The 20,864-nt window shown below is 70.3% G+C and carries 22 protein-coding genes; 10 read left to right on the forward strand and 12 right to left on the reverse strand.

Annotated elements, in window-relative coordinates:
• Positions 1–242 precede the first annotated feature (242 nt).
• Both ACIPWY_RS20515 and ACIPWY_RS20520 read right to left on the reverse strand, forming a co-directional pair.
• Positions 243–488, reverse strand: a complete 246-nt coding sequence (locus tag ACIPWY_RS20515; RefSeq protein WP_362903205.1) for a DUF6332 family protein — start codon at positions 486–488, stop codon at positions 243–245.
• A gap of 121 nt (positions 489–609) precedes the next feature.
• Positions 610–2,052 carry an NAD-binding protein gene (locus ACIPWY_RS20520; RefSeq protein WP_401534223.1) on the reverse strand — a complete coding sequence of 481 codons (1,443 nt, stop codon included), beginning with the start codon at positions 2,050–2,052 and terminating at the stop codon, positions 610–612.
• Positions 2,053–2,550: 498 nt separating this feature from the next.
• Between ACIPWY_RS20520 and ACIPWY_RS20525 the strand changes: the two genes are divergently transcribed.
• The 4 genes from ACIPWY_RS20525 to ACIPWY_RS20540 all read left to right on the forward strand — a co-directional run bounded on the left by ACIPWY_RS20525 (position 2,551) and on the right by ACIPWY_RS20540 (position 6,025).
• Positions 2,551–4,005 carry a ferric reductase-like transmembrane domain-containing protein gene (locus ACIPWY_RS20525; protein ID WP_401534226.1) on the forward strand — a complete coding sequence of 485 codons (1,455 nt, stop codon included), beginning with the start codon at positions 2,551–2,553 and terminating at the stop codon, positions 4,003–4,005.
• Positions 4,006–4,095: 90 nt separating this feature from the next.
• The gene (locus tag ACIPWY_RS20530) at positions 4,096–4,269 is read left to right on the forward strand and encodes a hypothetical protein (protein WP_362903210.1); all 174 of its coding nucleotides are present in this window, start codon (positions 4,096–4,098) and stop codon (positions 4,267–4,269) included.
• A gap of 249 nt (positions 4,270–4,518) precedes the next feature.
• Entirely contained in the window at positions 4,519–5,031 is a 513-nt protein-coding gene (locus ACIPWY_RS20535) for a hypothetical protein (protein ID WP_401534228.1), read from the forward strand.
• Positions 5,032–5,050: 19 nt separating this feature from the next.
• Entirely contained in the window at positions 5,051–6,025 is a 975-nt protein-coding gene (locus ACIPWY_RS20540; protein WP_401534231.1) for a ribosome-inactivating family protein, read from the forward strand.
• A 24-nt stretch (positions 6,026–6,049) separates the two neighbouring features.
• Here ACIPWY_RS20540 and ACIPWY_RS20545 read toward each other — a convergent pair whose 3' ends face one another.
• Both ACIPWY_RS20545 and ACIPWY_RS20550 read right to left on the reverse strand, forming a co-directional pair.
• Positions 6,050–6,754 carry a Clp protease N-terminal domain-containing protein gene (locus tag ACIPWY_RS20545; protein ID WP_401534233.1) on the reverse strand — a complete coding sequence of 235 codons (705 nt, stop codon included), beginning with the start codon at positions 6,752–6,754 and terminating at the stop codon, positions 6,050–6,052.
• Positions 6,751–6,972, reverse strand: a complete 222-nt coding sequence (locus ACIPWY_RS20550) for a helix-turn-helix domain-containing protein (RefSeq protein ID WP_116502088.1) — start codon at positions 6,970–6,972, stop codon at positions 6,751–6,753. The genes ACIPWY_RS20545 and ACIPWY_RS20550 overlap by 4 nt, the downstream gene beginning before the upstream one ends.
• Positions 6,973–7,095: 123 nt before the next feature.
• Here ACIPWY_RS20550 and ACIPWY_RS20555 point away from each other — a divergent pair, with 123 nt between their 5' ends.
• The 6 genes from ACIPWY_RS20555 (at position 7,096) to ACIPWY_RS20580 (ending at position 13,486) form a co-directional block, all read left to right on the forward strand.
• Positions 7,096–8,304: a nitrate/nitrite transporter gene (locus ACIPWY_RS20555; RefSeq protein WP_401534237.1), complete on the forward strand. Its 1,209-nt coding sequence runs from the start codon at positions 7,096–7,098 to the stop codon at positions 8,302–8,304.
• Positions 8,305–8,482: 178 nt separating this feature from the next.
• A complete protein-coding gene (locus ACIPWY_RS20560) occupies positions 8,483–9,550 on the forward strand; it encodes an MFS transporter (RefSeq protein ID WP_401534353.1) in 1,068 nt (355 codons plus the stop codon).
• A complete protein-coding gene (locus ACIPWY_RS20565) occupies positions 9,547–11,847 on the forward strand; it encodes a molybdopterin oxidoreductase family protein (protein ID WP_401534239.1) in 2,301 nt (766 codons plus the stop codon). The genes ACIPWY_RS20560 and ACIPWY_RS20565 overlap by 4 nt, the downstream gene beginning before the upstream one ends.
• Before the next feature lie 9 nt (positions 11,848–11,856).
• Entirely contained in the window at positions 11,857–12,459 is a 603-nt protein-coding gene (locus tag ACIPWY_RS20570) for a 4Fe-4S dicluster domain-containing protein (protein ID WP_362903222.1), read from the forward strand.
• A complete protein-coding gene (locus ACIPWY_RS20575) occupies positions 12,456–13,112 on the forward strand; it encodes a ubiquinol-cytochrome c reductase iron-sulfur subunit (RefSeq protein ID WP_393701046.1) in 657 nt (218 codons plus the stop codon). The genes ACIPWY_RS20570 and ACIPWY_RS20575 overlap by 4 nt, the downstream gene beginning before the upstream one ends.
• Positions 13,109–13,486: a hypothetical protein gene (locus ACIPWY_RS20580; RefSeq protein WP_393701048.1), complete on the forward strand. Its 378-nt coding sequence runs from the start codon at positions 13,109–13,111 to the stop codon at positions 13,484–13,486. Before ACIPWY_RS20575 ends, ACIPWY_RS20580 begins: the two co-directional genes overlap by 4 nt.
• Positions 13,487–13,542: 56 nt before the next feature.
• On the opposite strand, the gene ACIPWY_RS20585 is transcribed toward ACIPWY_RS20580, so the two are convergent.
• The 8 genes from ACIPWY_RS20585 to ACIPWY_RS20620 all read right to left on the reverse strand — a co-directional run bounded on the left by ACIPWY_RS20585 (position 13,543) and on the right by ACIPWY_RS20620 (position 20,810).
• Positions 13,543–14,442 carry a phosphotransferase family protein gene (locus ACIPWY_RS20585; protein ID WP_393701050.1) on the reverse strand — a complete coding sequence of 300 codons (900 nt, stop codon included), beginning with the start codon at positions 14,440–14,442 and terminating at the stop codon, positions 13,543–13,545.
• Between the two features lie 80 nt (positions 14,443–14,522).
• A complete protein-coding gene (locus tag ACIPWY_RS20590; protein WP_401534243.1) occupies positions 14,523–15,428 on the reverse strand; it encodes a hypothetical protein in 906 nt (301 codons plus the stop codon).
• Positions 15,425–16,222 (reverse strand): MerR family transcriptional regulator, encoded by a 798-nt coding sequence (locus ACIPWY_RS20595; RefSeq protein ID WP_362903232.1) that lies wholly within the window; start codon positions 16,220–16,222, stop codon positions 15,425–15,427. The genes ACIPWY_RS20590 and ACIPWY_RS20595 overlap by 4 nt, the downstream gene beginning before the upstream one ends.
• A gap of 276 nt (positions 16,223–16,498) precedes the next feature.
• A complete protein-coding gene (locus ACIPWY_RS20600) occupies positions 16,499–16,909 on the reverse strand; it encodes a cytidine deaminase (protein WP_362903234.1) in 411 nt (136 codons plus the stop codon).
• A 128-nt stretch (positions 16,910–17,037) separates the two neighbouring features.
• Positions 17,038–17,691, reverse strand: coding sequence for a tetratricopeptide repeat protein (locus ACIPWY_RS20605; RefSeq protein ID WP_393701056.1), 654 nt, complete (start codon positions 17,689–17,691; stop codon positions 17,038–17,040).
• A 359-nt stretch (positions 17,692–18,050) separates the two neighbouring features.
• Entirely contained in the window at positions 18,051–18,557 is a 507-nt protein-coding gene (locus tag ACIPWY_RS20610) for a hypothetical protein (RefSeq protein ID WP_393701058.1), read from the reverse strand.
• Positions 18,558–18,717: 160 nt separating this feature from the next.
• The gene (locus ACIPWY_RS20615) at positions 18,718–20,136 is read right to left on the reverse strand and encodes a sensor histidine kinase (RefSeq protein WP_393701060.1); all 1,419 of its coding nucleotides are present in this window, start codon (positions 20,134–20,136) and stop codon (positions 18,718–18,720) included.
• Positions 20,133–20,810 (reverse strand): response regulator transcription factor, encoded by a 678-nt coding sequence (locus tag ACIPWY_RS20620; RefSeq protein ID WP_401534247.1) that lies wholly within the window; start codon positions 20,808–20,810, stop codon positions 20,133–20,135. The genes ACIPWY_RS20615 and ACIPWY_RS20620 overlap by 4 nt, the downstream gene beginning before the upstream one ends.
• Positions 20,811–20,864 lie beyond the last annotated feature (54 nt).

The following is a 20,864-nucleotide window of genomic DNA, read 5'->3' on the forward strand; positions in this document are numbered from 1 at the left end:
AAGGAGTGGGAAGTCCTCCTTGCCTTTCTTGCTCTCTACGCCTTTCCTCGCGGATTCAGGCCGGGCGACGGCAGGCTGTTCGCCGCCGCACACCAGTCGGCATACGGGCCCCGGCGCGGCTGATCCGGTACCTCTGCGCCAGGTCGGGCCCCTGACGGCACAGGAATGGAGGGCTCACATCCCCGACGTTCCCTACCGCAACACGTGCTGACGCGGCGTCCGCCCGCGTCTGGTCACACCCGTCAGTCGTGTTGCGAGCCGAATCGCCACAGAACGTGGACGACGCGCATCACCGCCAGGACACCGCCCATCACAGTCCCCGTGGCCACCAAGGACTGTTCGACGGCGTGGGGGAGGCGCCAGACGGCGGCGGGGCCGGCGATGGTCGCGAAGACGACACCACCGAGGAAGCATGCGCTGGCCAGCGCATAGCCGATCTCGACGGTGATCGCGTCCCGCTCGGCCTGGCTGCGCCGTCTTGTCGCCATGGGTGAAGCATCGCAGCCGGTCCGCCATGCGGCCATCTATGCGCAGGCCTCTGGCTGTAGTCGGATTCAGGACGGTGAGCCGGTGTGCGGTGGTTGAGGTCACCGGCTGATGAGGGCGGTCTCAGTTCGTGGCCACCGGTGCGGCGACGTCCGACGCGGTGCGGCCGGCCTCGCTCTCCTCCGCGCCCTGTCGGGGATCGGCGGGGCGCGTGTCCCAGGTGGCGAGGTCGACGACCTGGCCGTCCGGGAACAGAGCACAGGTGCGGTCCTCGGCGACGAAGACGCTGGACGGTTCGGCGCCCAGTACCGACGCGGCGACGAACGCGCCGACGATGCGCGGGAAGTCGCACACCGCACCGATCCTGAACAGGGACTGCGATTCCGTCGTGACCTCGTCGCTGCCGGCGCGAAGGATGATCCGCTGGTCCGGGGCGACGGCCCGGGCCGCTACGGCGACAGCCATGTTCGCCAGACTGTCCGAGCCGACCGCGGCAAGGCCGCGGGCGCGCAGGACGGAGAGGCGTTCGAGCAGGAAACGGTCACCGCCGCGGCCCAGGACGACGGGGATGTTCAGGGAGCGGGCCAGGGGGAGGCACGCGGCCTGGGGGTTGCGCTCCACGGCGACGACCTTGATGCCGAGGTCCTTCAGCCGAGCCGACAGCCGCAGGCCCACCTGTCCGAGGCCGACGACGATGACGTGGCCGCGGCGCGGGATGGAGCGTGCGCCCAGAATGCTCGTCATGCGGTGCCCGGTGAAACGGTCGACGACGCTCGCGGTGAAGATGGCCGCCAGTACCAGGACGGCGAGCATGGAGACGGCGGACAGGACCTTGTACCAGCCCGGTCCGTGCTCGGCCGCCGGCGAGGAGCCGATCGTGGTGAGCGCGCGGGCCGCGTTCCATGTGGAGTCGGTCCAGTGCTCGTGCAGGACGAGCACGCCCAGCGCGATGTCCACCGAGAAGGCCACCGACAGAGCAGTCAGACTCGCGATGAGCGTCTTCGCGGAGGTCCCGAGGGAGCGCAGCCAGGCACGGAAGGACGCCCGGGGATGAACGGCTGCGTGGGCCGCGAGGGCCCGTCCGTGCAGGTGCTCGACGAAGGTGGCCCCGTCCTCCCGCCGGACCGCGATGACGCCGCCGCCGTCGGGCTGGAGCATGGCGTAGCTCGGAGCGAGGCATTCGGCCAGGAGACTGGGCACGATGGCATCGGTCATGCTCAGGACGGTGCAGTTGGGGACGGTGCGGGAGACCTCGTCGGCGACGGTCCGGTCGAAGAGGGTCACGACCAGCCGGATGCCGGGCTTGAGGTGTTCGGCCAGCAAGGCGTAGCGCAGGGCCACGATGTCGTCGCGGGAGACGACAGCGACGGCGTCGACGGACCGCTCCAGGTGCGCGCGCAGTGTGTCGTCGTCGGGGCGCGGCAGGCGGTGCACCGTGCCGTACCAACGGCCGATGTGAGCGGCGGCGGAGCGCCCCAGGGCCTCGTCGTCCTCGATGATCACAATGCGCTGGCCCGGCGCGGGTATGTGGGGAGGTGCCTCGTCCTGAAATGTCTGCGGGTTCAAACCGTCGGCCTTTCTGCACGGGTGGTGGCTGCTCTGAGCCGCCTGTCGATCAGTGCGCCCGGCATGCCTGGTCGAGGCTCGGTGCGGGGGCTTCGGCAGGGGCCGGTCTGGCCGGGATGCGTGCCTCGTACGACGTGTCCGATGAGTGAGGCACGGTCGGGAGGAGCCGAAGACGTGTTCTTTGTACCAGGCTGTCGCGGGTTTGTATCAGGCTCCACGGGGGCGTCGCTTCTACGGCCTGTCCGACATTGTGTACAACGCAGTGAAGTCCCCTTGTGCGGTACGGGAGTCACTGTTGCCCGGGCCGGTTACCTCCCGGCGAAGAGGCCGGAATCGTGGGAGCGGCGGTGTCCGGCGTACGGACGTGCCTCGCCCCGACCGAGGCGGGGACGCCCGTGACTTAAGCACTCTTGAGGCGATCCTCAAGCCCGCCTTAAGGATCAGTGTGAGGGCTCTGACCTGGCCCTTTCGGTCCCTTCCCGCGCCTACTGTGGCTGCGTGACCACCGAGGCCGCCAGCGAATCCGAACTCTCCAGGTACCCCGCCCTGAGCGCGTACCTGCGCCACGTCGAGGGCCCCGGCACGGAGCGCCCGCCCATACCTCCGCGGCCCGTCCGCCGGCCCCGCGTCGGCCGCCCCGCCGCTCCCCTGCGAATCTCGCCCGGCGCGCTGCGCGCAGGCGTCGTCGCGGGAGGCGTAGGCGTCAGCGCCTTGTGGGCCCTGCAGGCCGAACCGTCGGCGCGGCTCGACGTGCTTTTCGCGACCGGCGCACACCTCACCGGACTGCTCGCCGGATACGGCATCCTCGTCATGCTCTTCCTCATGGCGCGCATCCCCGCCGTCGAGCACGGAGTCGGAGCCGACCGCCTCGCCCGCCGTCACGCGGCCGGTGGACGTCACGTCCTGACGCTGTGCGCGGCCCATCTGGTCCTCGCGGTGTGCGGATACGCCGCCCACGCGGGCACCGACCTCGTCTCCACCGTCGTGGACCTCCTCGGCTACCCGGCCGTTGCCGCCGCGTTCGCCGGTACGGGTCTGCTCGTCGCGGTCGGTGTGAGCAGCGCTCGTACGGTGCGCCGCCGTGTCACCCACGAGACGTGGCGAGCCCTCCATCTCCTCACCTATCTGGGCGCTGCGCTGGGTTTCGTACATCAACTCGCCGGCCCGGACGTGGCGGGCGACGTCGTGACGCGCTGGCTCTGGGCGCTTCTGCACGCGACCGTCGCCGTGCTGCTCGTCTGGTACCGGCTGGTCGTGCCCGTCCACCAGGCGTTGCGGCACAGTCTGCGCGTCGTCGCCGTCCACGGCGAAGGGCCCGGCGTCTTCTCCGTGGTCATGCAGGGCATCGGGCTCGACGGGCTGAGGGCCGAGCCAGGCCAGTTCTTCCGCTGGCGGTTCCTCAGGGCGGGGCTCTGGCACACGTCGCTGCCGTTCTCCCTGTCGGCGCCGGTGCGCGGCGACGAACTACGCATCACCGTCAAGGCACTTGGCCGGCACACGCGCCGCGTCCGCAGGCTCACCCCCGGTACGCGCGTCCTGGCCACGGGCCCCTTCGGCGCGCTCACCGCGCACCGCCGCACCCGGCGCAAGGTGCTGCTCCTCGCAGGCGGCGTCGGCATCACGCCCCTGCGGGCCCTGTTCGAGACGCTGCCGGGAGCGCCGGGCGACCTCACCCTCCTCTACCGCGCGAGCACGGCCGAACAGCTGGTGCTGAGTGGTGAGTTGGAAGCCATCGCCCGTAGCCGGCAGGCGGCTCTGCACTACTTGCTCGGCCCGTCGGACGCCTCCTTCGACCCGCTCGCACCGCAGGCACTGCGCAACCTCGTACCGGAACTCGCCGAGCACGACGTGTACGTGTGCGGGCCGCCCGGCATGACGGCCGCGGCCACGGCGGCGCTGGTGCGGGCCGGGGTGCCCGAGGGGCACATCCACGCAGAGTGCTTCACGTTCTGACCTGGCTCCGATGCCGCCATCACGGAAACCCCGGCCATCACGGATACCCGGCCACCACGCCAATGCCGACCACCACTGACAGAGAGACCCATGGGACGCCACCGCAAGCCCGCAGGCCCCACACCCCTCCCCACCCTCACGTCCCGCCGCCGCCTCGCCGCCGGGCTCGCGGGGGCCAGCGCGCTCGTCGCCACGTTTCTCGTCCTCACCGTCGACCCGGCTGCCCCGCCCGCCCCCGACCGGGCGACGGCGACAGCGCCCTAGGGGGGTGTCCGGACAGGCGCGGAGTCGCGGAGCCGCGCCAATGTCTTCTCGGCCTCATGCCTTGCATTCGTGAAGGCGCGCGTTGACCAGCCGTCAATGGAACGTTGATCGCGGCTCCCTAGCGTTTCCTTCGCATCGATCTTCGATCAGCGACGAGGTGACGTACACATGCTGTTCCGCACGCGAGGCAAGGGCAGGATCTCTTCCTTATACGCCTGGGCGAACACGCCCCGGCGGCGGTCCGCGGTCATGGCCGGGGTGCTCGTGAGTGTGTCGGTGGTGGGCCTGGGGACGGCTGCCGTGGCGCAACAGGGTTCGCAGGAGCCGGCGAAGGCCGCGGCCCGTTCGGCTCCGGCGGCCGACTCGCCGCGTGAGCACTGGCAGCCGCCGACGGTCCGGAGCGACGACCCCACGGACCCGCACCCGGGCCAGATCAACACCGACTACCTGATCAGTGAGGTGTCGCCGGCGCAGTTCAGGGGCTACTGGTACCAGTCCCACGTCAAGGGGGTCAGTGTCACGTGGGTGGCGCCCTCGGGGCGGGATCCGTACAACGGCTGGGACTGGATCGAGATCCAGGACAGCAACGGCAGGCGCGTCACATGGGACTGGGCCTGCGGCAACGCCAACTGCGGCGCGTACGGCTCGACGCTGATCGATGCGAACCTGACGAAGGGGGCGGAGTACAAGGCCCTCTACTACAGCGACGGGGGCCGGGTCACCAAGGGCACCCTGCAGGCCGAGTTCGAGTTCTGGGCCTGACATGGGAGACGCAGCGAAGATGACGCGAAGGGGAGAGCGGGCCGGACGGTCCGAACGCGGGCCGGTGCGGCGGCGGTTGGTCAGCGTGGCCGTGGTGGTCTCGGTGCTGGCGGGCACGCTCGGCGTGGGGGAGGCGGTCGGCTACGGCACAGCTGCTCGGCAGGGACAGGACCGGAGCGCCCAAGCCCAAGCCCAGCCCCAGGGGCAGGCGCAGGCGGTGACGGACGACGAGGATTTCGCCGACCTCTACACCCGTACGGTCGCGAACATCCGCAACGCGATGCTGGGGGAGCAGAGCGCCCGACGGCCCGGCGCCGGCCACCTTATCCAGAACCCCGATGCCAACGCCTTTCAGTCGATCAACATCGGCCGGTTCACCGAGGACGAGTTCGTCCTGGGCGGCATGGTCCGCGGAGTCTTCCGCCGGTCCGACAACTATCTGCTGGGGTTCTACGTGGAGAACCGGGACGCGAGCCGCCGGGTCTTCTACACGTTCACCGAGCAGGTGGGCGGCCGCCCGAGGGACATGGTCCCGGGCAACGTGTACCCGGGTGTCCGCAGGGAGCACTTCGGCTGGGGCGTCAACTACGGGAATCTCGCCGGAACCACGATCAGCCGGAGCCGCCTCCGCAACGCGGTGCGCGACATCTACCACCATGACCCGAACACGAGCACCCACACGCTGGAGACCGGAGTCGAGGCACTGGCCGTGGCCCTGGCCGAAGGGGCGCGGTTCCAGGCGATTCCCGGGTACATCGCCCAGGCGATCCGTGGCGGGAGGGACTGGGAGGTAGGCCGCCACGCGGACGAGATCACGAGCTGGGACCAGGAGTCCCAGGTCGTCATTCAGGCACGTGCCGCCGACCCGAGTGGCAATGGCGAGGTGTGGCAGCAGCGCCGTGAACACGTCTGGAACGGGGCCCGCGTGCTGCTGACCGCGCTGGATCTGGCCCGTCGGCTCTACCTCATCAAGCCGCCGACGAGGAAGGGCTGACCTTCGCGGCACCACACGAGGTGCTCACCGGTACCGGTCGGTGATCGCGGTGCGCAAGGCCGGGGCCGAGGTGCCGAGCGCCGACAGCACTGACGGCACGATGCCGCTGGGCATGGCGATGAGGCCGAGGGTGAGGTGTTCGACGCCGATGTAACTGTCACGCCGGGCCTGTGCCTCGCGGACGGTGTTCGCGAGGCTCTCCTTGGCGCGGGGGGAGAACCGGATGTGTCCGCCGGAGCGTGCGCCGGTGGCTTGGTACAGGCCGGTGGGGGCGGGCGTCGGTGCGGTGAGGGCGGGGCGTCGGGTGGCGCGCCGCCCTCGCCAGTGCCGGGTGAGGGCCGCGGACACCACGCGACGAGGGCCACGCCGCGACGTGCGGGGCCCGCGGTGGACGGTGCTGTCGGCGCGCGTGAGGGCTTCCGGTCCGAAGGACTCCTCGATCCTGGCGCGTACGGCGTCGATGTCGATCCCTACGGAGGCCAGCGCGTCCCGGTCGAGGGCGCCGAACAGTCGGGATCCGCCGAGTCCGACCAGGCGGACGATCTCCTCCTCCACGCCCTCCGGTGTGACGCCGTGCTCACGCAGCACGGCGCCGGCGGGCTGGTCGGTGGAGACGAGGGCGAGCAGAAGATGCTCGGGACCGATGTGGTCGTGTCCGAGCCGGCGGGCGTGTTCCTGGGTGTGGACCACCACGGCGCGGGTGTCCGGTGTGAAGCGTTCGAACATCATCGACTCCCCATCAGGCGGCCGTATTTGCGGTGCACGGTCTGCTTGGTGACGCCGAGTCGCTCGGCGATGTCCTGCCAGGACCACCCCAGCTTCCGGGCGTTCTCCACCTGGAGGATCTCCAGGCGTTCGGTGAGTTCTCGGAGGGCGGCCACCGCGCGGAGCCCGGTGTCCGGGTCGCTGCTGGCGGCGCCCTCGGCGATTTCGAGTGTGCTCTCCATGGGCGTCAGCATATGCTGACGGCCGCTCGGCGTCAACATATGCTGACGCGGCAGAGGCGCCCGCGAAATCGATCGGAGCACCAGATCAGGCAGGGACAGCCCAGGCCTTCCTAGCATCGGCACGTGGAACACCTCGCACCAGAGCAGTCGACCGCCCGGCCGCCCGCCGCGGCCTATCGAAATCTGGCCGTGGCCACCGTCGGCTTCGCCCTGACCTTCTGGGCCTGGGCGCTCATCGCCCCGCTCGGCAGTGACTTCGGGGACCGCCTGAACCTGAGCTCGTTCAATCAGTCGTTCCTCGTCGCGGTGCCCGTCATCGTGGGGTCCCTCGGCCGCGTACCCGTCGGAGCGCTCACCGACCGCTACGGCGCCAAGGTGATGTTCCCGCTGATCTCCGCCCTGACGATCATCCCGGTGCTCCTGGCCATCCCCGCCAGGAACTCCTTCGTCGCGATGCTCGGCGTGGGCTTCCTGCTCGGCCTCGGCGGCACTACGTTCGCGATCGGCATCCCGCTCGTGAACTCCTGGTTCCCGCCCGCCCACCGAGGGTTCGCGCTCGGCATCTTCGGAATGGGCATGGGCGGTGTGGCCCTGTCCGGCTACCTCACGCCGCGCATGGCCAAGCACGGCGAGAACCTCCCGTTCATCGTCGTGGCCATCGCGCTGGCCGCGTACGCACTGCTCGCCCTGCTCCTCATCACCGACCGCCCCGACCGGCCGATCCCCACCAGCCCCCTCGCCACCAGGCTCGGCGAGGCGGGCCGACTGCGGGTGACGTGGGAGCTGTCGGGTCTCTACGCGATCGGGTTCGGCGGCATCGTCGCGTTCGGCGTGTATCTGCCCACGTATCTGAAGACCTGGTACGAACTCGACCCCACCGACGCGGGCACCAAGGCGGCCGGCTTCGCCGTGGTCACCGTCGTCTTCCGGCCCATCGGCGGCTGGCTGTCCGACCGGATCCACCCGGCCACCGTCACCGCCTGCGCCCTCGCCGTCGTCGCGCTCTTCGCGATCCTCCAGGCCTTCGACCCGAAGCTGAACCCCATGGGCACGGTCAATTTCCTGCTGATGGCAGCCGGCCTCGGCACCGCCAGCGGCAGCGTCTTCGCGCTCGTCTCCCAGGTCACCCCACAGCCACAGGTCGGCTCCGTCACCGGCATCGTCGGCGCGATCGGCGGCCTCGGTGGCTTCGTCCCGCCGCTCGTCATGGGCGCGATCTACAGCGCGAAGGACTCGTACTCCATCGGCTTCATGCTCCTGTCCGACCTCGCGCTCGCCGGCTGTGTCTATGCGTACGGCCGCATGCGGAACATCGGGGCGCAGCGGCCGTAGAGCTCGCATGCGGCCCTCGCCGTGGGCCGGGTGGGCGCGCACCGTTGAGTGCGCCGGTGGCCGACACGTCACCCATGCGCCCCCCATAACGGGTGGAACGCATAGAAATCTTCCTATCGTGGGCCGGGTGACTGAGCCACCCGCACCGCCCGCCGCCGACACGGACGCGGCCCCCGCCATGGCCGCGCCACCACCCACCGGCGCGGCCGGCGGGCCTGGACCGCGTTCCGTCGCGGGGCGGGCCACGCTCGCCGGCGCCCTCGTGTCCGCACTGCTGATCCTGGCCATCGTGTTCGGCAGCCGGATGCTCAAGGACTTCGACTCGGCGCTCCTCCCGTACGCCGTCGCCACCGTGTTCCTGGCCTTCGGCGTCGCCTACCGCTACACCGTGTGGATCTCCGCCCCCGGCGCACGCCGTCTGTTCAAGCAGGGCTGGCGCAGCCTGTTGTCGGCCGACAACTTCCGCAGAGCGCCCACCGCGCTGCCGAAGATGATCGCCACCTACCTCGGCTTCCAGAAGTTCCTCGGCGCCCGCTCGCGGGCCCGCTGGGCCGCCCACCAGCTGATCTTCTGGGGCTGCATCCTGGCCGCCCTGATCACCTTCCCGCTGACGTGGGGCTGGTTCACGTTCACCGGCTCGTCCAGCGCGGGGCCCGGCTACGAGATGCGGATCTGGGGCCTGAAGGTCCTCGGCTTCGACTCGCTGAACATCGTCGGCTGGCTGATGTTCCACGGCCTCGACATCGCCGCCGTCCTGGTGATCCCCGGCGCCTCGTACTTCCTGTGGCGGCGCATGAAGGACCGCGGTGCCATGACGGGCCAGCGCTTCGCCTACGACCTCGTCCCGCTGATCGCCCTGATCGTCATCTCGGTGACGGGCCTGCTCCTCACCTTCTCGTCGATCTTCCTGCACGGCGGCGGCTACGAGTTCCTGGCGATCCTGCACATGGTGTCGGTGGTCTTCACCCTCATCTACATCCCGTTCGGGAAGTTCTTCCACATCGTTCAGCGGCCGGCCGCCGTCGGGATGCAGCTGTTCAAGTACACGGCCCGCCAGGACGAACAGGTCTTCCACTGCAAGCGCTGCGGTCAGCCGATCGACACCGCCCCGTACGTCGAGAACCTCCAGGGCACCATGCGCGATCTCAACCTCGGCTTCGAGACCTGGACCGAGTACTGCCCGCGCTGCAAACGGGTGCTGCGCGGTTCCGCATACCTCAGTGACGTGAAGAAGGGCTTCAAGTGACCCAGCAGTACATCCCGCTTGACCCCTCCATCGCACCGCCCGGCACCCGCAACTTCCGTGACGCGGGCGGCATTCCGGCCGACCAGTGGCACGCCGACCAGAACGGCGAGACCCTCGTCCCCACCCACTGCTGCTTCTGCGGTGTGCAGTGCGGGATGTATCTGCGCGTCGACAAGGGCGGCAAGGTGTTCGGCGTCGAGCCTCGCAACCACGACATCAACCGGATGCGGCTCTGCCCCAAGGGCATCAACGCCTATCAGCAGATCAACCACCCGGACCGGCTGACCGCCCCCCTCCTGCGCCGCTCCCGCGACGAACCCTTCCGCGAGGCGAGCTGGGAGGAGGCCCTCGACTTCACGGTCTCCGAGATCCGCCGCATCCAGTCCGCCCACGGCAACGACGCGTTCGGGCTGCTCGGCGGGGCGAGCCTGTTCTCCGAAAAGACGTACCTGGTCGGCAAGTTCGCGCGCGTCGCCCTCAAGACGAAGCACGTCGACTACAACGGCCGCCTGTGCATGGTCTCCGCCGCCGGAGCCAACAAGCTGTCCTTCGGCATCGACCGGGCCGGCAACCCCTTCTCCGACATCCTCCTCTCCGACTGCCTGCTGATCGCCGGGTCGAACGTGGGGGAGTGCTTCCCCGTGATGACCCAGTACGTGTGGGGCGCCCGCGACCGGGGCGCCGTTCTCATCGTCGTGGACCCGCGCGAGACGTCCATCGCCCGCACGGCCGACATCCACGTCGCCCTCAAGCCGGGCACCGACTCCGCCTTCTTCAATGCCGTACTGAACGTCGTCATCCGCGAGAACCTCGTCGACGAGGAGTACGTGGCCGCGCACACCACCGGCTGGGACGAGGTCAAGGCCACCGTCGCGACGTACACCCCGGAACGGGCCGCCGAGATCTGCGGAATCCCCGCCGCACAGGTCGTCCAGGTCGCCAGAGCCTTCGCGGGCGCCAACAACGCCATGGCCTGGCACGCCCGGGGCGTCGAGCACCACTCCCAGGGCGTCGAGAACTGCCTCACCGTCATCAACCTCTGCGTGGCCACCGGCAACATCGGCAAGCCCGGCGCCGGCTACGGCACCCTCACCGGTCAGGGCAACGGCCAGGGCGGCCGCGAGCACGGCCAGAAGGCCGACCTGCTGCCCGGCGGTCGCTCCATCCTGAACCCCGACCACCGACGGCAGATCTGCGAGATCTGGGGCATCGAGGAGTCCGAACTCCCCGCCGCCGGCACGTCGATGATGGAAATGGTCTGGCAGATGCAGCGCCAGGAGATCCGCGGCCTGATCGGCATCTGCAACAACCCGTTCGTCTCCCTCCCCAACTACAAGACGGTCAAGGACGGTTACGACACCCTCGAGTTCCACGCCCAGTTGGACTTCTTCCTCTCCGAGACGGCGGACAACGCGCACGTCGTCTTCCCCGTCACCACCTGGGCCGAGGACGAAGGGGTGATGGCCAACGCCGAGGCCCGGGTGGTGAAGCACAACAAGGCCCAGGAGCCGCCGGAGGGCGTACGTACCGACACCTGGGTGATGTGCGAGCTGGCCCGACGCCTCGGTGTGGGGGACAAGTTCGACTATCCGGGCTCCCGCGAGGTCTTCGAGGAGCTGCGCATCGCGTCGGCCGGCACGGTCATCGACTACTACGGAATCACCTACGACCGCCTCGAGGAGACCGGCGGCATTGCCTGGCCCTGCCCCTCCACCGACCATCCCGGCACCCCCCGCCTGTTCGAGGACGGCAAGTCGTACCATCCCGACGGCAAGATCCACCTCCAGGCCGTGGAGTGGCACCCGCCGATGGACCCGTACGACGACGACCACCCCATGTCGCTCACCACCGGCCGCACCGTCGCCCACTTCCTGTCCGGCAACCAGACCCGCAGGCTCGGCGCCCTGGTCGAACAGACCCCGCGCCCATGGGCGGAGGTCCACCCCTCGCACGGCTTCAAGAACGGCGATCCGGTACGCGTCGTGACGCGCCGGGGCAGCGAGGTCTTCCCCGCTCTGGTCACCGAGGCGATCCGCCCCGACACCGTCTTCGTGCCGTACCACTGGCCGGTCCCCACGGCCGCCAACGCGCTGACCATCGACGCCCTCGACCCCCGTTCCAAGATCCCCGAGTACAAGGTCTGCGCCTGCCGCATCGAGCACGCCGAGCAGATCGACGAGGTGCCGGCGCCCCCGACCGCGCCCGGCCAGGTCGCGTACCCGGAAGCCCAGGTGTCCCGCACCGACCCCCTGCCGCCCACGGCCCCGCAGGGCCGTGGCACCGCCGAGAGGAGCTGAGGTCCCGCCATGATGGGCAGAACGATCTTCATCGACCCGGGGCGGTGCATCGGCTGCCAGGCGTGTGTGTCCGCCTGCCGGGAATGCGACTCGCACCGGGGCAAGTCCATGATTCACCTCGACTACCCCGACGAGGGCCACTCCGTCGCGTCCCTGCCCACGGTCTGCATGCACTGCGAGGACCCGGTCGCCCCGTGCGCCGAGGTGTGTCCCGCCGACGCGATCCTGGTGACCGCCGACGGTGTGGTGCAGCAGGCCGACACCACGCGCTGCATCGGCTGCGCCAACTGCGTCAACGCCTGCCCCTTCGGCGTACCGAAGATCGACCTCCAGGCCAAGCTGCAGATGAAGTGCAACCTCTGCTACGACCGCACCGCCTACGGTCTCGCCCCCATGTGCGCCACGGTCTGCCCGACCGGCGCGCTCTTCTACGGAACGCTCGAGGACCTCCAGGCCGAACGCCCAGGTGTCCAGGTCGCGGACTCCTTCACGTTCGGCGACGTCGTCGTCAACACCGGCGTCGCGATGGTCGTCCCCGCCGACAAGGTCCAGTGGCCGGTGCCCGGCGGACTGCCGATCGTCGAGATCAACGGGAAGGACGTGGCCCGATGAGCGTCACCGAGCAGCCCCCCGTCCCCGAGCCCGGCACCGACGGCCACTCGGCTCAGGCGGCGCTCAAGGACCGCATCTGCGCCGACTCCCTCACCACGCGCCGCGACTACCTCCGCATCGTCGCCACCGTCTCCGGCGGCCTGGCGGTCGGAGGCATCGCCGTCGCCGGCGGAGTGCTGCACCGGCACGGCGACACCGACAGCGTGCCGGAACCCAAGCGCGTCACCGGGCAGCTCGCACCCGGCGAGTCCATCGCCTTCCGCTTCCCCGGCGAGGACGACCGCGCGATCGCCGTCCGCCTCACGGACGGCAGCCTCGTCGGCTATTCCGCCGTCTGTACGCACCTGGCCTGCGGCGTCCTGTGGCGCAAGGACCGTGGCAGCGAGGGCGAGTTGTACTGCCCCTGCCACGAAGGCGTCTTCGACGCCCGCACCGGCGAGGTCACCGCGGGCCCGCCACCGCGTGGCCTGCCCATGGTGCTGCTCGTCGAGCAGACCGACGGCAGCGTCTGGGCGGTCGCCACGGCCCGCTCCGGCGAGAACCCCCAGGACGCGGTGTGCCGCGAGTTCGCCGACGCGCGGCCTGAAGTGAGGGCCCAGCTCGGCTGCCCCGTCGCGCGGGCGGCCAACGGGGAGAGGAGCGAGCGGACATGAGCACCGAAGAACCCGAAGGCTTCCCGCCAGGGCCCGCATACACCCCCGGCAGTGCTCAGCCGCGCCTCAACCGCCCGGTCCAGGAGCGCTACCCGCAGATCCGCCCGACCAGCGGCTACGGCGACCCCCGCATCCAGCACACGGGTCCGGGACCCGGCGCCGGCACCGAGCAGGAGCCGGAACGCTCCTCGAAACTCACCGCCCGACTCGTCCTGGCGATGACGGTGGTCATCGGCCAGCTCTGGGGCCTCAGCGTGGTGGTCGACGAGTGGATGACGGGCGAGACCGGCACGGCCTGGTGGGGCGCGGGCTTCCTGTGCCTGTCGTTCCTGGTGGTCCTCGGGCTGTGGCTGCTCGACCCGAAGGACCGCTGAACTCCCGTGCGTACGTATGTATCTACGTGCTGTACGACCCGATGCGGTGGAGGGTCTCAGCCACGTCCCTCCGCGCGATCCAGAAGGATCAGTGTGCGTTCAAGGAGCTTGCCCACGTTCTGAATGCCTGGCTGAAGGTTGCGCTCGTGGACGAACACGGTGAGGTCGAGGGCGACCTGGGCGAAGCAGTAGGCGAGCACACCTGGTCCGGCTACTTGCTCGCCGGCGGCACAGAGCAGGTCCAGCGCCTCGGGAGTGATGTCGTGGGCGCTCAGCAGCGTCGCGTAGTCGAAGACCCTGGTGCCGCTGCCCAGCGCCTCGATGTCGATGACGCCGCCGACGCGGTCCGCGTGGAAGAGGAGGTTGCCCGGACGGAAGTCGCCGTGGACCAGGTCCCCGGTGGGCAGGGTGACGGGGCCGTGAGCAGCGAGAAGCCGCTCGCAGGCATTGACCAGGTCCCGGCCGGTCGGGCCCGTCCCGGCTGTCTGGCGCCACAGGTCGTCACCGGTCATGCGGGTGGTCACGAATTCGGACCAGCATCGCTGCGGGTCGGGGTCGAGACCGGCGTGCATCTCCAGGACATCGGTCAGCAACCGGGCCTCGCGCGCGGTCAGTTGCTGCGCGCTGCGGCCGAGGGCGAGTTCCTGGATCTGGTATCCGAAGCCGTCTGTGCTGGTGCCGACGGCGAGCCATGCGGGGGTCGGATATCCGGCAGCGCGGATCTTGGCGACGGCCGCGGCGGCGCGCTCGATCTGTGGAGCCCAGGCGAGGTCCGGGCTCCACTTGAGTACGGCTTGCCGGCCGGTTTCGTCGGTGATGAGCCATGCTCCTGACTGGACTCCGTCGTCGAATCGGTGAAGCAGTCGGAACCGCTGGTCATGCGCGTGATTGGCCTCGTTCAGCACTGCCTGGGCGGTGCGCGTGTCAACGTCCTCGGACAGGGTCTTCCGGGGCATGGGGGATCTCCAGGGCAGGCCGAATGATGTCGAACGTGCGCAAGGGACACTACGAGTTACGGCCCCGAGCCGCTCGTCAATTACCGGCTGTGGATGCCGCCGGCCGGGTCGGAACTGGGGCTGTTTCCGGCCTGCTTGGTGGGCGTGGACGGGTCGGCGGACGCCTTCAGCGCGGTGAGCGCGGCGCTGGCGTCCTCGGCGTAGAAGCGGAAGGCGCGGGCCTCGGCGGGCTTGCCGAGGGCGCGTACGTAACGCACCGGTCCGGTCAGTTCGACGGTGATCGTCGTCTGGCCGCCGACGGCCAGGTCGGCGACGCCGTTCTCGTCCACGGCAGCCAGCCTGCTCGTCGGGAACTTACGGTCCTGGCGTACGGAGGCTATGCGGTCTGCCGGGATGCGGATGTCCAGCAGTGCGCCGTAGCGCAGGCGCAGGGAACCGTCGGATCCGATCACATGCGGGCGCACCACGCACGAGGCGTGCAGGGCGATGACGAAGTAGCAGCCCCAGACGTCGAGCACCAGCGTGACGGCATGCAGGAGGGGCCAGGGGATGAGGAACGCGAGGGCGACGGTCTCGACGATGCTGACGAAGAGGAAGCCGTACATGAACGACGTCTGCCCCGGGGCGTAGGGGACGGGCACGTCGCCTACGCCCACTCCGTGCGGGCCGCGGCGGGCGACCCAGCGCGCGAAGCTGGTGGAGAGGGAGATCTCGTGGGCGGTCAGTTTGCGCACGGGCGCCGGTACGGAGTCGGCGACCGCGGCGAGGAAGGCGCCGCGACGGTCGAGACCGGAGCGGCGGTGGCGGCGCCAGTCGAGGCGGAGGAGAAAAGCTGTCGCTGTCATGAGCGCGAGCGCCGCAAGCTCCACCGCCGTTCGGGCGGCCAGGGGCGGTCGCACCCCACCGGCCACGCACAGGACGAGCGCGAGCTCGCCCGGTACGAGGGCGGCGAAGGACCAGCGCACCGTCTTCCGCAGCGCCTTCACCTGGCACGCTCCTGAAGCAGCGCGATGGCGCGGCGCACAGCCGCGGCCTGGGCGGGGGCGAAGTCCGAGAAGAGGGCGTCCGCGAAACCGCCGCCCTCACCCACGTCGCCGTCGGCAGGGATGTTCATCGCTCGCACCGCCGCCTCGGGGATGCTGTCGACGAGGGCCCGCGCCGCCTCCTCCACTCGCACGTCGTCCTCGTCGGCCTCGGCCAGTTCGTCCAGCCGGGCGTAGACGTCGTAGGCGCGCCGCATGGCGTCCGGGTCGGAGTTGAGGGTGTGCATCAACGCGTCGAGCCAGCCGCGGTCGCCACCGGGCGAACCGGTCTCCAGCAGCGCGAGCAGTTCCCGCTCCTTGGCGGCCATCGCGGGCTCCGGCCCGGGCAGCCGCGCCGAGGCGCGGGCCATGTCTTCGAAGAGCGCGGACAGTTCGGGGGAGACGGGGGCCTCGGCGGGCAGCTGTCCGGTGACCTCGGCCTGTTCGAGCAGCAGCCGCAGACGGGTACGGCGTTCGCGGATGGCGTTCTCCTGGCGGGCCAGGTCGGCGTCCAGCTCCGTGAGGATCTCGACGAGATCCTTGACCGCATCGTCGGCCAGCACGTCCTTGACCTCGTCGAGGCTCAGGCCGAGCTCGGTCAGCCGACGGATGCGCGCCAGTTCGACGGCGTCGCGCAGGGAGTACTCGCGGTACCCGTTGGGCTGCCGGGGAGGCTCGGGCAGGAGCCCGATGCGGTGGTAGTGCCGCACGGCACGGGTGGTGATGCCGGCGATGCCGGCGAGCTCTCCGATTCGCATGGCACCAGTAGAAACGTTGACGTTGCGACAAGGTCAAGCGCCATGGCGCACGGCTGGATGCCTCCGCCGTACGCGGGGCGGATGTCCGGCCCCTGCGGCCGGGGCCGGTGGCGGACAGTGGTGGGGTGTCCGATGCTGGTTGCGGCGGCTCCCACGCTCCGTCGTCGCCGGCGCGGACGGCCTCGTCAAAGACGTCCGACGAGACGGAAGGCCAGAAGGCACACAAGAGTGAGATGCCGCTGCGCACGAGTTCTGGCCGGCCCAGCACTACTTTCGTTACTCAACGAGCTGGTGGTCGGCCCACACGTAGGTCTCGGGAAGCAGGTCGGCGATGGAGACGGTCCGGAGCCGGTCGCCCGCACCGACGATCACCTTGAGGGCCGGGAAGTAGTCGAAAAGGACCTGGCGGCACCGCCCGCACGGGGGAACGACTCCCCGGTCGCGGTCGCCCACGGCGACGATCGTGTCCAGCTCGTAGGCGCCTTGGCCGGCTGCCGCCCCGACGACGACCAGCTCGGCACAAGGGCCTCCGGTGAAGTGGTACGCGTTCACCGCGGTGATGATCCGGCCGTCCCGGGCGCGGGCGGCGGACGCCATCGTGTGGTTGTCGCCCCGGCAGCGCGTGCGCGCGACGTGGGCCGCGGCCTTGATGAGTTCGTGGTCGACGTGATCGGTGTGCATGGTCATCTCACTGCCTTCGTGGGGTGTTGCCCCGTCTTGGTGTCAGTCGGCCCGGGGGTCGGGTGACAGGTTCGTCGTCATGCGGTCTGCGGCGGCGGACCGGCCTTGCCTCCGACAGAGAGACAGGGCGGTGGTCAGGCTGCGCGCGCAGGAGCATCTTCGCCGCGCTCGCCGTGGATGTCGCCGAGTTTGGACCACGTGTCAGCTTCTCGGTTGGCGTTCCCGATGGACTGGAAGTGCAGAAGTGCCTGACCGTAGGCGTGCAGGGCGCGTTCGGCTCTTCCGGTGTGCCGGGCGATGTGACCCAGGGTGTCCCAGGCGGCGGCCTGGCCCTCACCGTCGCCGTGGTGTTGCAGCAGCGGCAGGGCCTGGCGGCAGTAGTCCGCGACTTCGGCGTAGCGGCCGAGCCGGGCGAGGGCCCACCCTGTTCCGTTGAGGATGTTGAACTCGCCGACCTGGTCGCCGAGTTGCCGGTATCCGTCGAGAGCCTCGGCGAAATGCGGCAGGGCGCTCTCGTAGGCGTTGAGCCGGACATGAACCTCGGCGATGGCGTGCTGCGTTCGCGTGAGCCCCGAAGTGTCACCGTGCTCGCCGAAGTGGGACCGGGCGTCCGCCGAATGGGGCAGCGCTTCTTCGTAGCGCCCCGCTTGCGCCAGTGCCACAGCCAGGCGCCGGCGGGTGTGGGCGGCGAGAGACGGGTCGTCGAGCGCGGTGGCCGCTTCGAGGGCCGAGTGCCAGGCCTGAATGCTCTCCGCGAAGAGACCGCGCCGCCGGCGGGACGTGTGCATGGCCCGAGTCAGGCGGCACACAGCGGAGTCGAGGCGCCGGTGGTGCGCCGTCGCGGCGATCTCCTGTGCAGCGTGGGCTTGTTCCCTGCGCCCTCACCGACCGGTATCGGTCAGTCGACTCGGGATGCGGTGCTGCTCTCCTTGCGTTTGCAAGAAAGTATCAAGGTCGCTGCACGACGCATGGGGGACTCGGGGGCGCAAGGGCTTTCGGCAGGGGGAGGGCAGGCGTGGGCAGCGCGCCGCGCCTTTCGCCAGAGGGCTTGGCGGTCTGACCAGGGGCGGGGGAACCGCCGGAGTCGTGTCCGGCTCTCCGCGCACGGGGGTGGCGGGGAGCCGGGCTGCCGACGACGTGATCGCTGTCAGTCGGACACGATGTGCAGGATTGCCGTGCCGCCCTTGCCGGTCGCCGCCTGGATCACCACAGCATCGGGCTCGGGGCTCGGCCGGGTGGCGTCCCCCAGGCCACCGCAGGAGTTGCCTCCACCGTTGCTGCGCAGGACCGTGATGCACCCTTGTCCGGGGCCGGTCGCGCCGGCCTTGGACTGGCCGTTGCCCGACTTCACCGTGTACTCGATCTTGTCCGGGCCGACTTCGGTGACGGTCAGTGTCGCCGTACCGTCCGGGCCCTTGAAGCGGAACGTCACCGGACTGGATACCGCGATCTCGCAGTTGCCGTCCGCGCAGGCGCCGACGTCACGCCCGTCCGCCGCCGACGCGGACGGCTGCCCGGACGAAGGCCGCGTGGACGGAGTCTTCGGGGACGGCGAGGTCTTCGACGTCTGTTGAGGGGCGGAGGGCGCCGCCTCGCCGGAGTGGTCCGAACTGTCGCAGCCACCCACGGCCAAGGCGACCAGCGCGGCGAGCACGAGGCCCGCTGTCCGCCGATACGCATACCCTGCTCGCGGCCTCCGTGCCGAATTCGTCGCGATCATGATGTTCCCCCGTGTTCCAGCGCGCATGGAATCTCGGCAGCCAGTCTTCCCCCTTGCCACCGTCGCCACGCCGTCGCGGTCCGGCCACCAGCGCTCACTCGAATGTCAGCCGGAACACCGCCCCGCCGCCCTGCGCCTGTTCCGCCGTCAACTCGGCGCCGTGGGCCCGGGCGATCTGGCGGGCCATGGCCAGACCGAGCCCCGACCCCGGCAGGGCGCGGGCCGTCTCCGCCCGGTAGAAGCGGTCGAAGACGTACGGCAGGTCCTGTGCGGTGATCCCGGGCCCGTGGTCGCGGACCGTCAGTTCAAGACGCTCACCCGAACCCGACCCTGAACCCGCATGCCGGGACGTGGTGAGTTCCACCTCCACCGGCAGCCCTTCCGGGCTGAACTTCGCCGCGTTGTCCAGCAAGTTCGTCAGCAGCCTGGTCAGCCGGGCAGGAACCCCTGGTCGTACGGCCTGGGCGGCAGCCGGGGCGATGTCCAGGGTGACGGGGGTGGCGGGCCAGTGGGCGCGGGCCGCCGTCACCGCGTGTTCGGCGAGAGCGGCGATCCGTACCTCTTCGAGGAGGGGCGCGGGCTCCTCGTCCCTGGCGAGCTCGATCAAGTCGTTCACCAGGCCCGTCACTTCGCGCAGCTGCCGTGCCAGCGCCCCCGCCGCCCGGTCGCGCTGCGCATCGGTCAACCGGTCGGCGCGGGCGAGGAGTTCCGCGTTCGTACGCAGCGCGGTGAGTGGTGTGCGCAGCTCGTGCGAGGCGTCCGCGACCAGGCGGCGCTGTGCCGTCACCGACTGCTCCAGCTCGCCCAGCATCGTGTTGAAGCTCGCGGCGAGACGGGTCACCTCGTCCTCACGCCCCGGCGGGCCGGGCGGCAGCTCGATGCGGTGGCGCGGGTCGCGGGTCGACGCGATGCGTTCGGCGGTCGCCGTCAGCCGGGCCACCGGCGCGAGACCGGTCCTGGACACCCAGTAGCCGAGCCCGGCCGCCAGCAGAACGCCCGCAGCGCCGATCACGGCCAGCAGCCCGGCGGCCTGGCGCACCCCCTTCTCGACGCTGTCCGAACGGAGCGCGACCTGAAGGGCCTTGTCGTGGCCGAGGGGGGTCGTCAGCATCCGTATGGGCTTGCCGGAAAGCGTGATGTTGCTGAAGTAGGGGGCACGCTCGCCCGTTGCGACCTCGCGGACCGGCGCCGATACGGGCAGGAGATAGGGCTGTGCGGGGTCCTCCGCCACAAGGGCCGGCACGATCTGGGCACAGGCCGGCGCCGACAGGTACCGGCACTCTCCGGCCACGACCTGCGGTCCGCCGTCCCGGTTCTCCTGGATCACCCGGGTCGCCGACTGGGTCAGATTCAGGTCGAGCTGGTGGAACATCTCGTACCGGATCACGAAGAACGCCGCCGTGCACACGCCGACGGCGACCAGCGCCACCGCCGCCGAGGCCGCCACGGCGAGCCGGGTGCGCAGTGGCCGCTGCCGCCGCCAGCGGCGCCCGAGTCTGCGCACGCCGCTCATGCCACGTCCAGCCGGTAGCCGATGCCGTGAACGGTGTGCACGAGGCGCGGTTCGCCGCCCGCCTCCAGCTTCCGCCGCAGGTAACCGACGTAAACGGCAAGGGAGTTGGAGTCCGGGCCGAAGTCGCGGCCCCACACGAGTTCCAGGATCAGCTCGCGTGGCAGGACCTGTCCCGGGTGGCGCATCAGCAGTTCGAGCAGGGCCGCTTCGGTGCGGCTGAACTCCAGCGGACGGCCGGCTCGCCGTCCCGTACGGGTGTCAGGGTCGAGGACCACGTCGGCGTAAGCCAGCCCGTCCTCCGTAGGGGGCGGTGCCGCCCGCCGCAGCAGCGCCCGTACGCGCGCCACCAGCTCGTCCAGGGCGAACGGCTTCACGAGGTAGTCGTCGGCACCTGCGTCCAGGCCGTCGACGCGCTCGCTCACCGAGTCGAGTGCCGTGAGGACGAGTACGGGAGTACGGTCCCCCATCGCCCGCAGCTGACGGCACACGCCGAGCCCGTCCAGGACCGGCATCATCACGTCGAGGACGAGCGCGTCGGGCTGCCAGGACGAGACCGCCGAGAGCGCTTCGAGGCCGTCGCGCGCACCGCGCACCTCGTAACCCTCGACGGCCAGTCCGTCCTCGACGGCCGCCCGCACTTCCGGCTCGTCATCGACTACGAGGATCTTGGTCATGCCGTAAGAGTGCCAAACGGGACTCTTAGAACCCTCTTAGACCGCTCCACGAGT

Source organism: Streptomyces sp. NPDC090032 (genome assembly GCF_044748025.1).
GTDB lineage: Bacteria > Actinomycetota > Actinomycetes > Streptomycetales > Streptomycetaceae > Streptomyces.

What these genes read in the sequence shown, in the direction of transcription:
- ACIPWY_RS20620 (WP_401534247.1), bottom strand. Translation starts at nt 20,810, where the DNA reads ATGACCAAGATCCTCGTAGTCGATGACGAGCCGGAAGTGCGGGCGGCC.
- ACIPWY_RS20540 (WP_401534231.1), top strand. Translation starts at nt 5,051, where the DNA reads ATGACGCGAAGGGGAGAGCGGGCCGGACGGTCCGAACGCGGGCCGGTG.
- ACIPWY_RS20535 (WP_401534228.1), top strand. Translation starts at nt 4,519, where the DNA reads ATGGCCGGGGTGCTCGTGAGTGTGTCGGTGGTGGGCCTGGGGACGGCT.
- ACIPWY_RS20595 (WP_362903232.1), bottom strand. Translation starts at nt 16,222, where the DNA reads ATGCGAATCGGAGAGCTCGCCGGCATCGCCGGCATCACCACCCGTGCC.
- ACIPWY_RS20605 (WP_393701056.1), bottom strand. Translation starts at nt 17,691, where the DNA reads ATGCACACGTCCCGCCGGCGGCGCGGTCTCTTCGCGGAGAGCATTCAG.
- ACIPWY_RS20530 (WP_362903210.1), top strand. Translation starts at nt 4,096, where the DNA reads ATGGGACGCCACCGCAAGCCCGCAGGCCCCACACCCCTCCCCACCCTC.
- ACIPWY_RS20545 (WP_401534233.1), bottom strand. Translation starts at nt 6,754, where the DNA reads ATGATGTTCGAACGCTTCACACCGGACACCCGCGCCGTGGTGGTCCAC.
- ACIPWY_RS20515 (WP_362903205.1), bottom strand. Translation starts at nt 488, where the DNA reads ATGGCGACAAGACGGCGCAGCCAGGCCGAGCGGGACGCGATCACCGTC.
- ACIPWY_RS20550 (WP_116502088.1), bottom strand. Translation starts at nt 6,972, where the DNA reads ATGGAGAGCACACTCGAAATCGCCGAGGGCGCCGCCAGCAGCGACCCG.
- ACIPWY_RS20580 (WP_393701048.1), top strand. Translation starts at nt 13,109, where the DNA reads ATGAGCACCGAAGAACCCGAAGGCTTCCCGCCAGGGCCCGCATACACC.
- ACIPWY_RS20575 (WP_393701046.1), top strand. Translation starts at nt 12,456, where the DNA reads ATGAGCGTCACCGAGCAGCCCCCCGTCCCCGAGCCCGGCACCGACGGC.
- ACIPWY_RS20600 (WP_362903234.1), bottom strand. Translation starts at nt 16,909, where the DNA reads ATGACCATGCACACCGATCACGTCGACCACGAACTCATCAAGGCCGCG.
- ACIPWY_RS20560 (WP_401534353.1), top strand. Translation starts at nt 8,483, where the DNA reads ATGGCCGCGCCACCACCCACCGGCGCGGCCGGCGGGCCTGGACCGCGT.
- ACIPWY_RS20615 (WP_393701060.1), bottom strand. Translation starts at nt 20,136, where the DNA reads ATGAGCGGCGTGCGCAGACTCGGGCGCCGCTGGCGGCGGCAGCGGCCA.
- ACIPWY_RS20585 (WP_393701050.1), bottom strand. Translation starts at nt 14,442, where the DNA reads ATGCCCCGGAAGACCCTGTCCGAGGACGTTGACACGCGCACCGCCCAG.
- ACIPWY_RS20570 (WP_362903222.1), top strand. Translation starts at nt 11,857, where the DNA reads ATGATGGGCAGAACGATCTTCATCGACCCGGGGCGGTGCATCGGCTGC.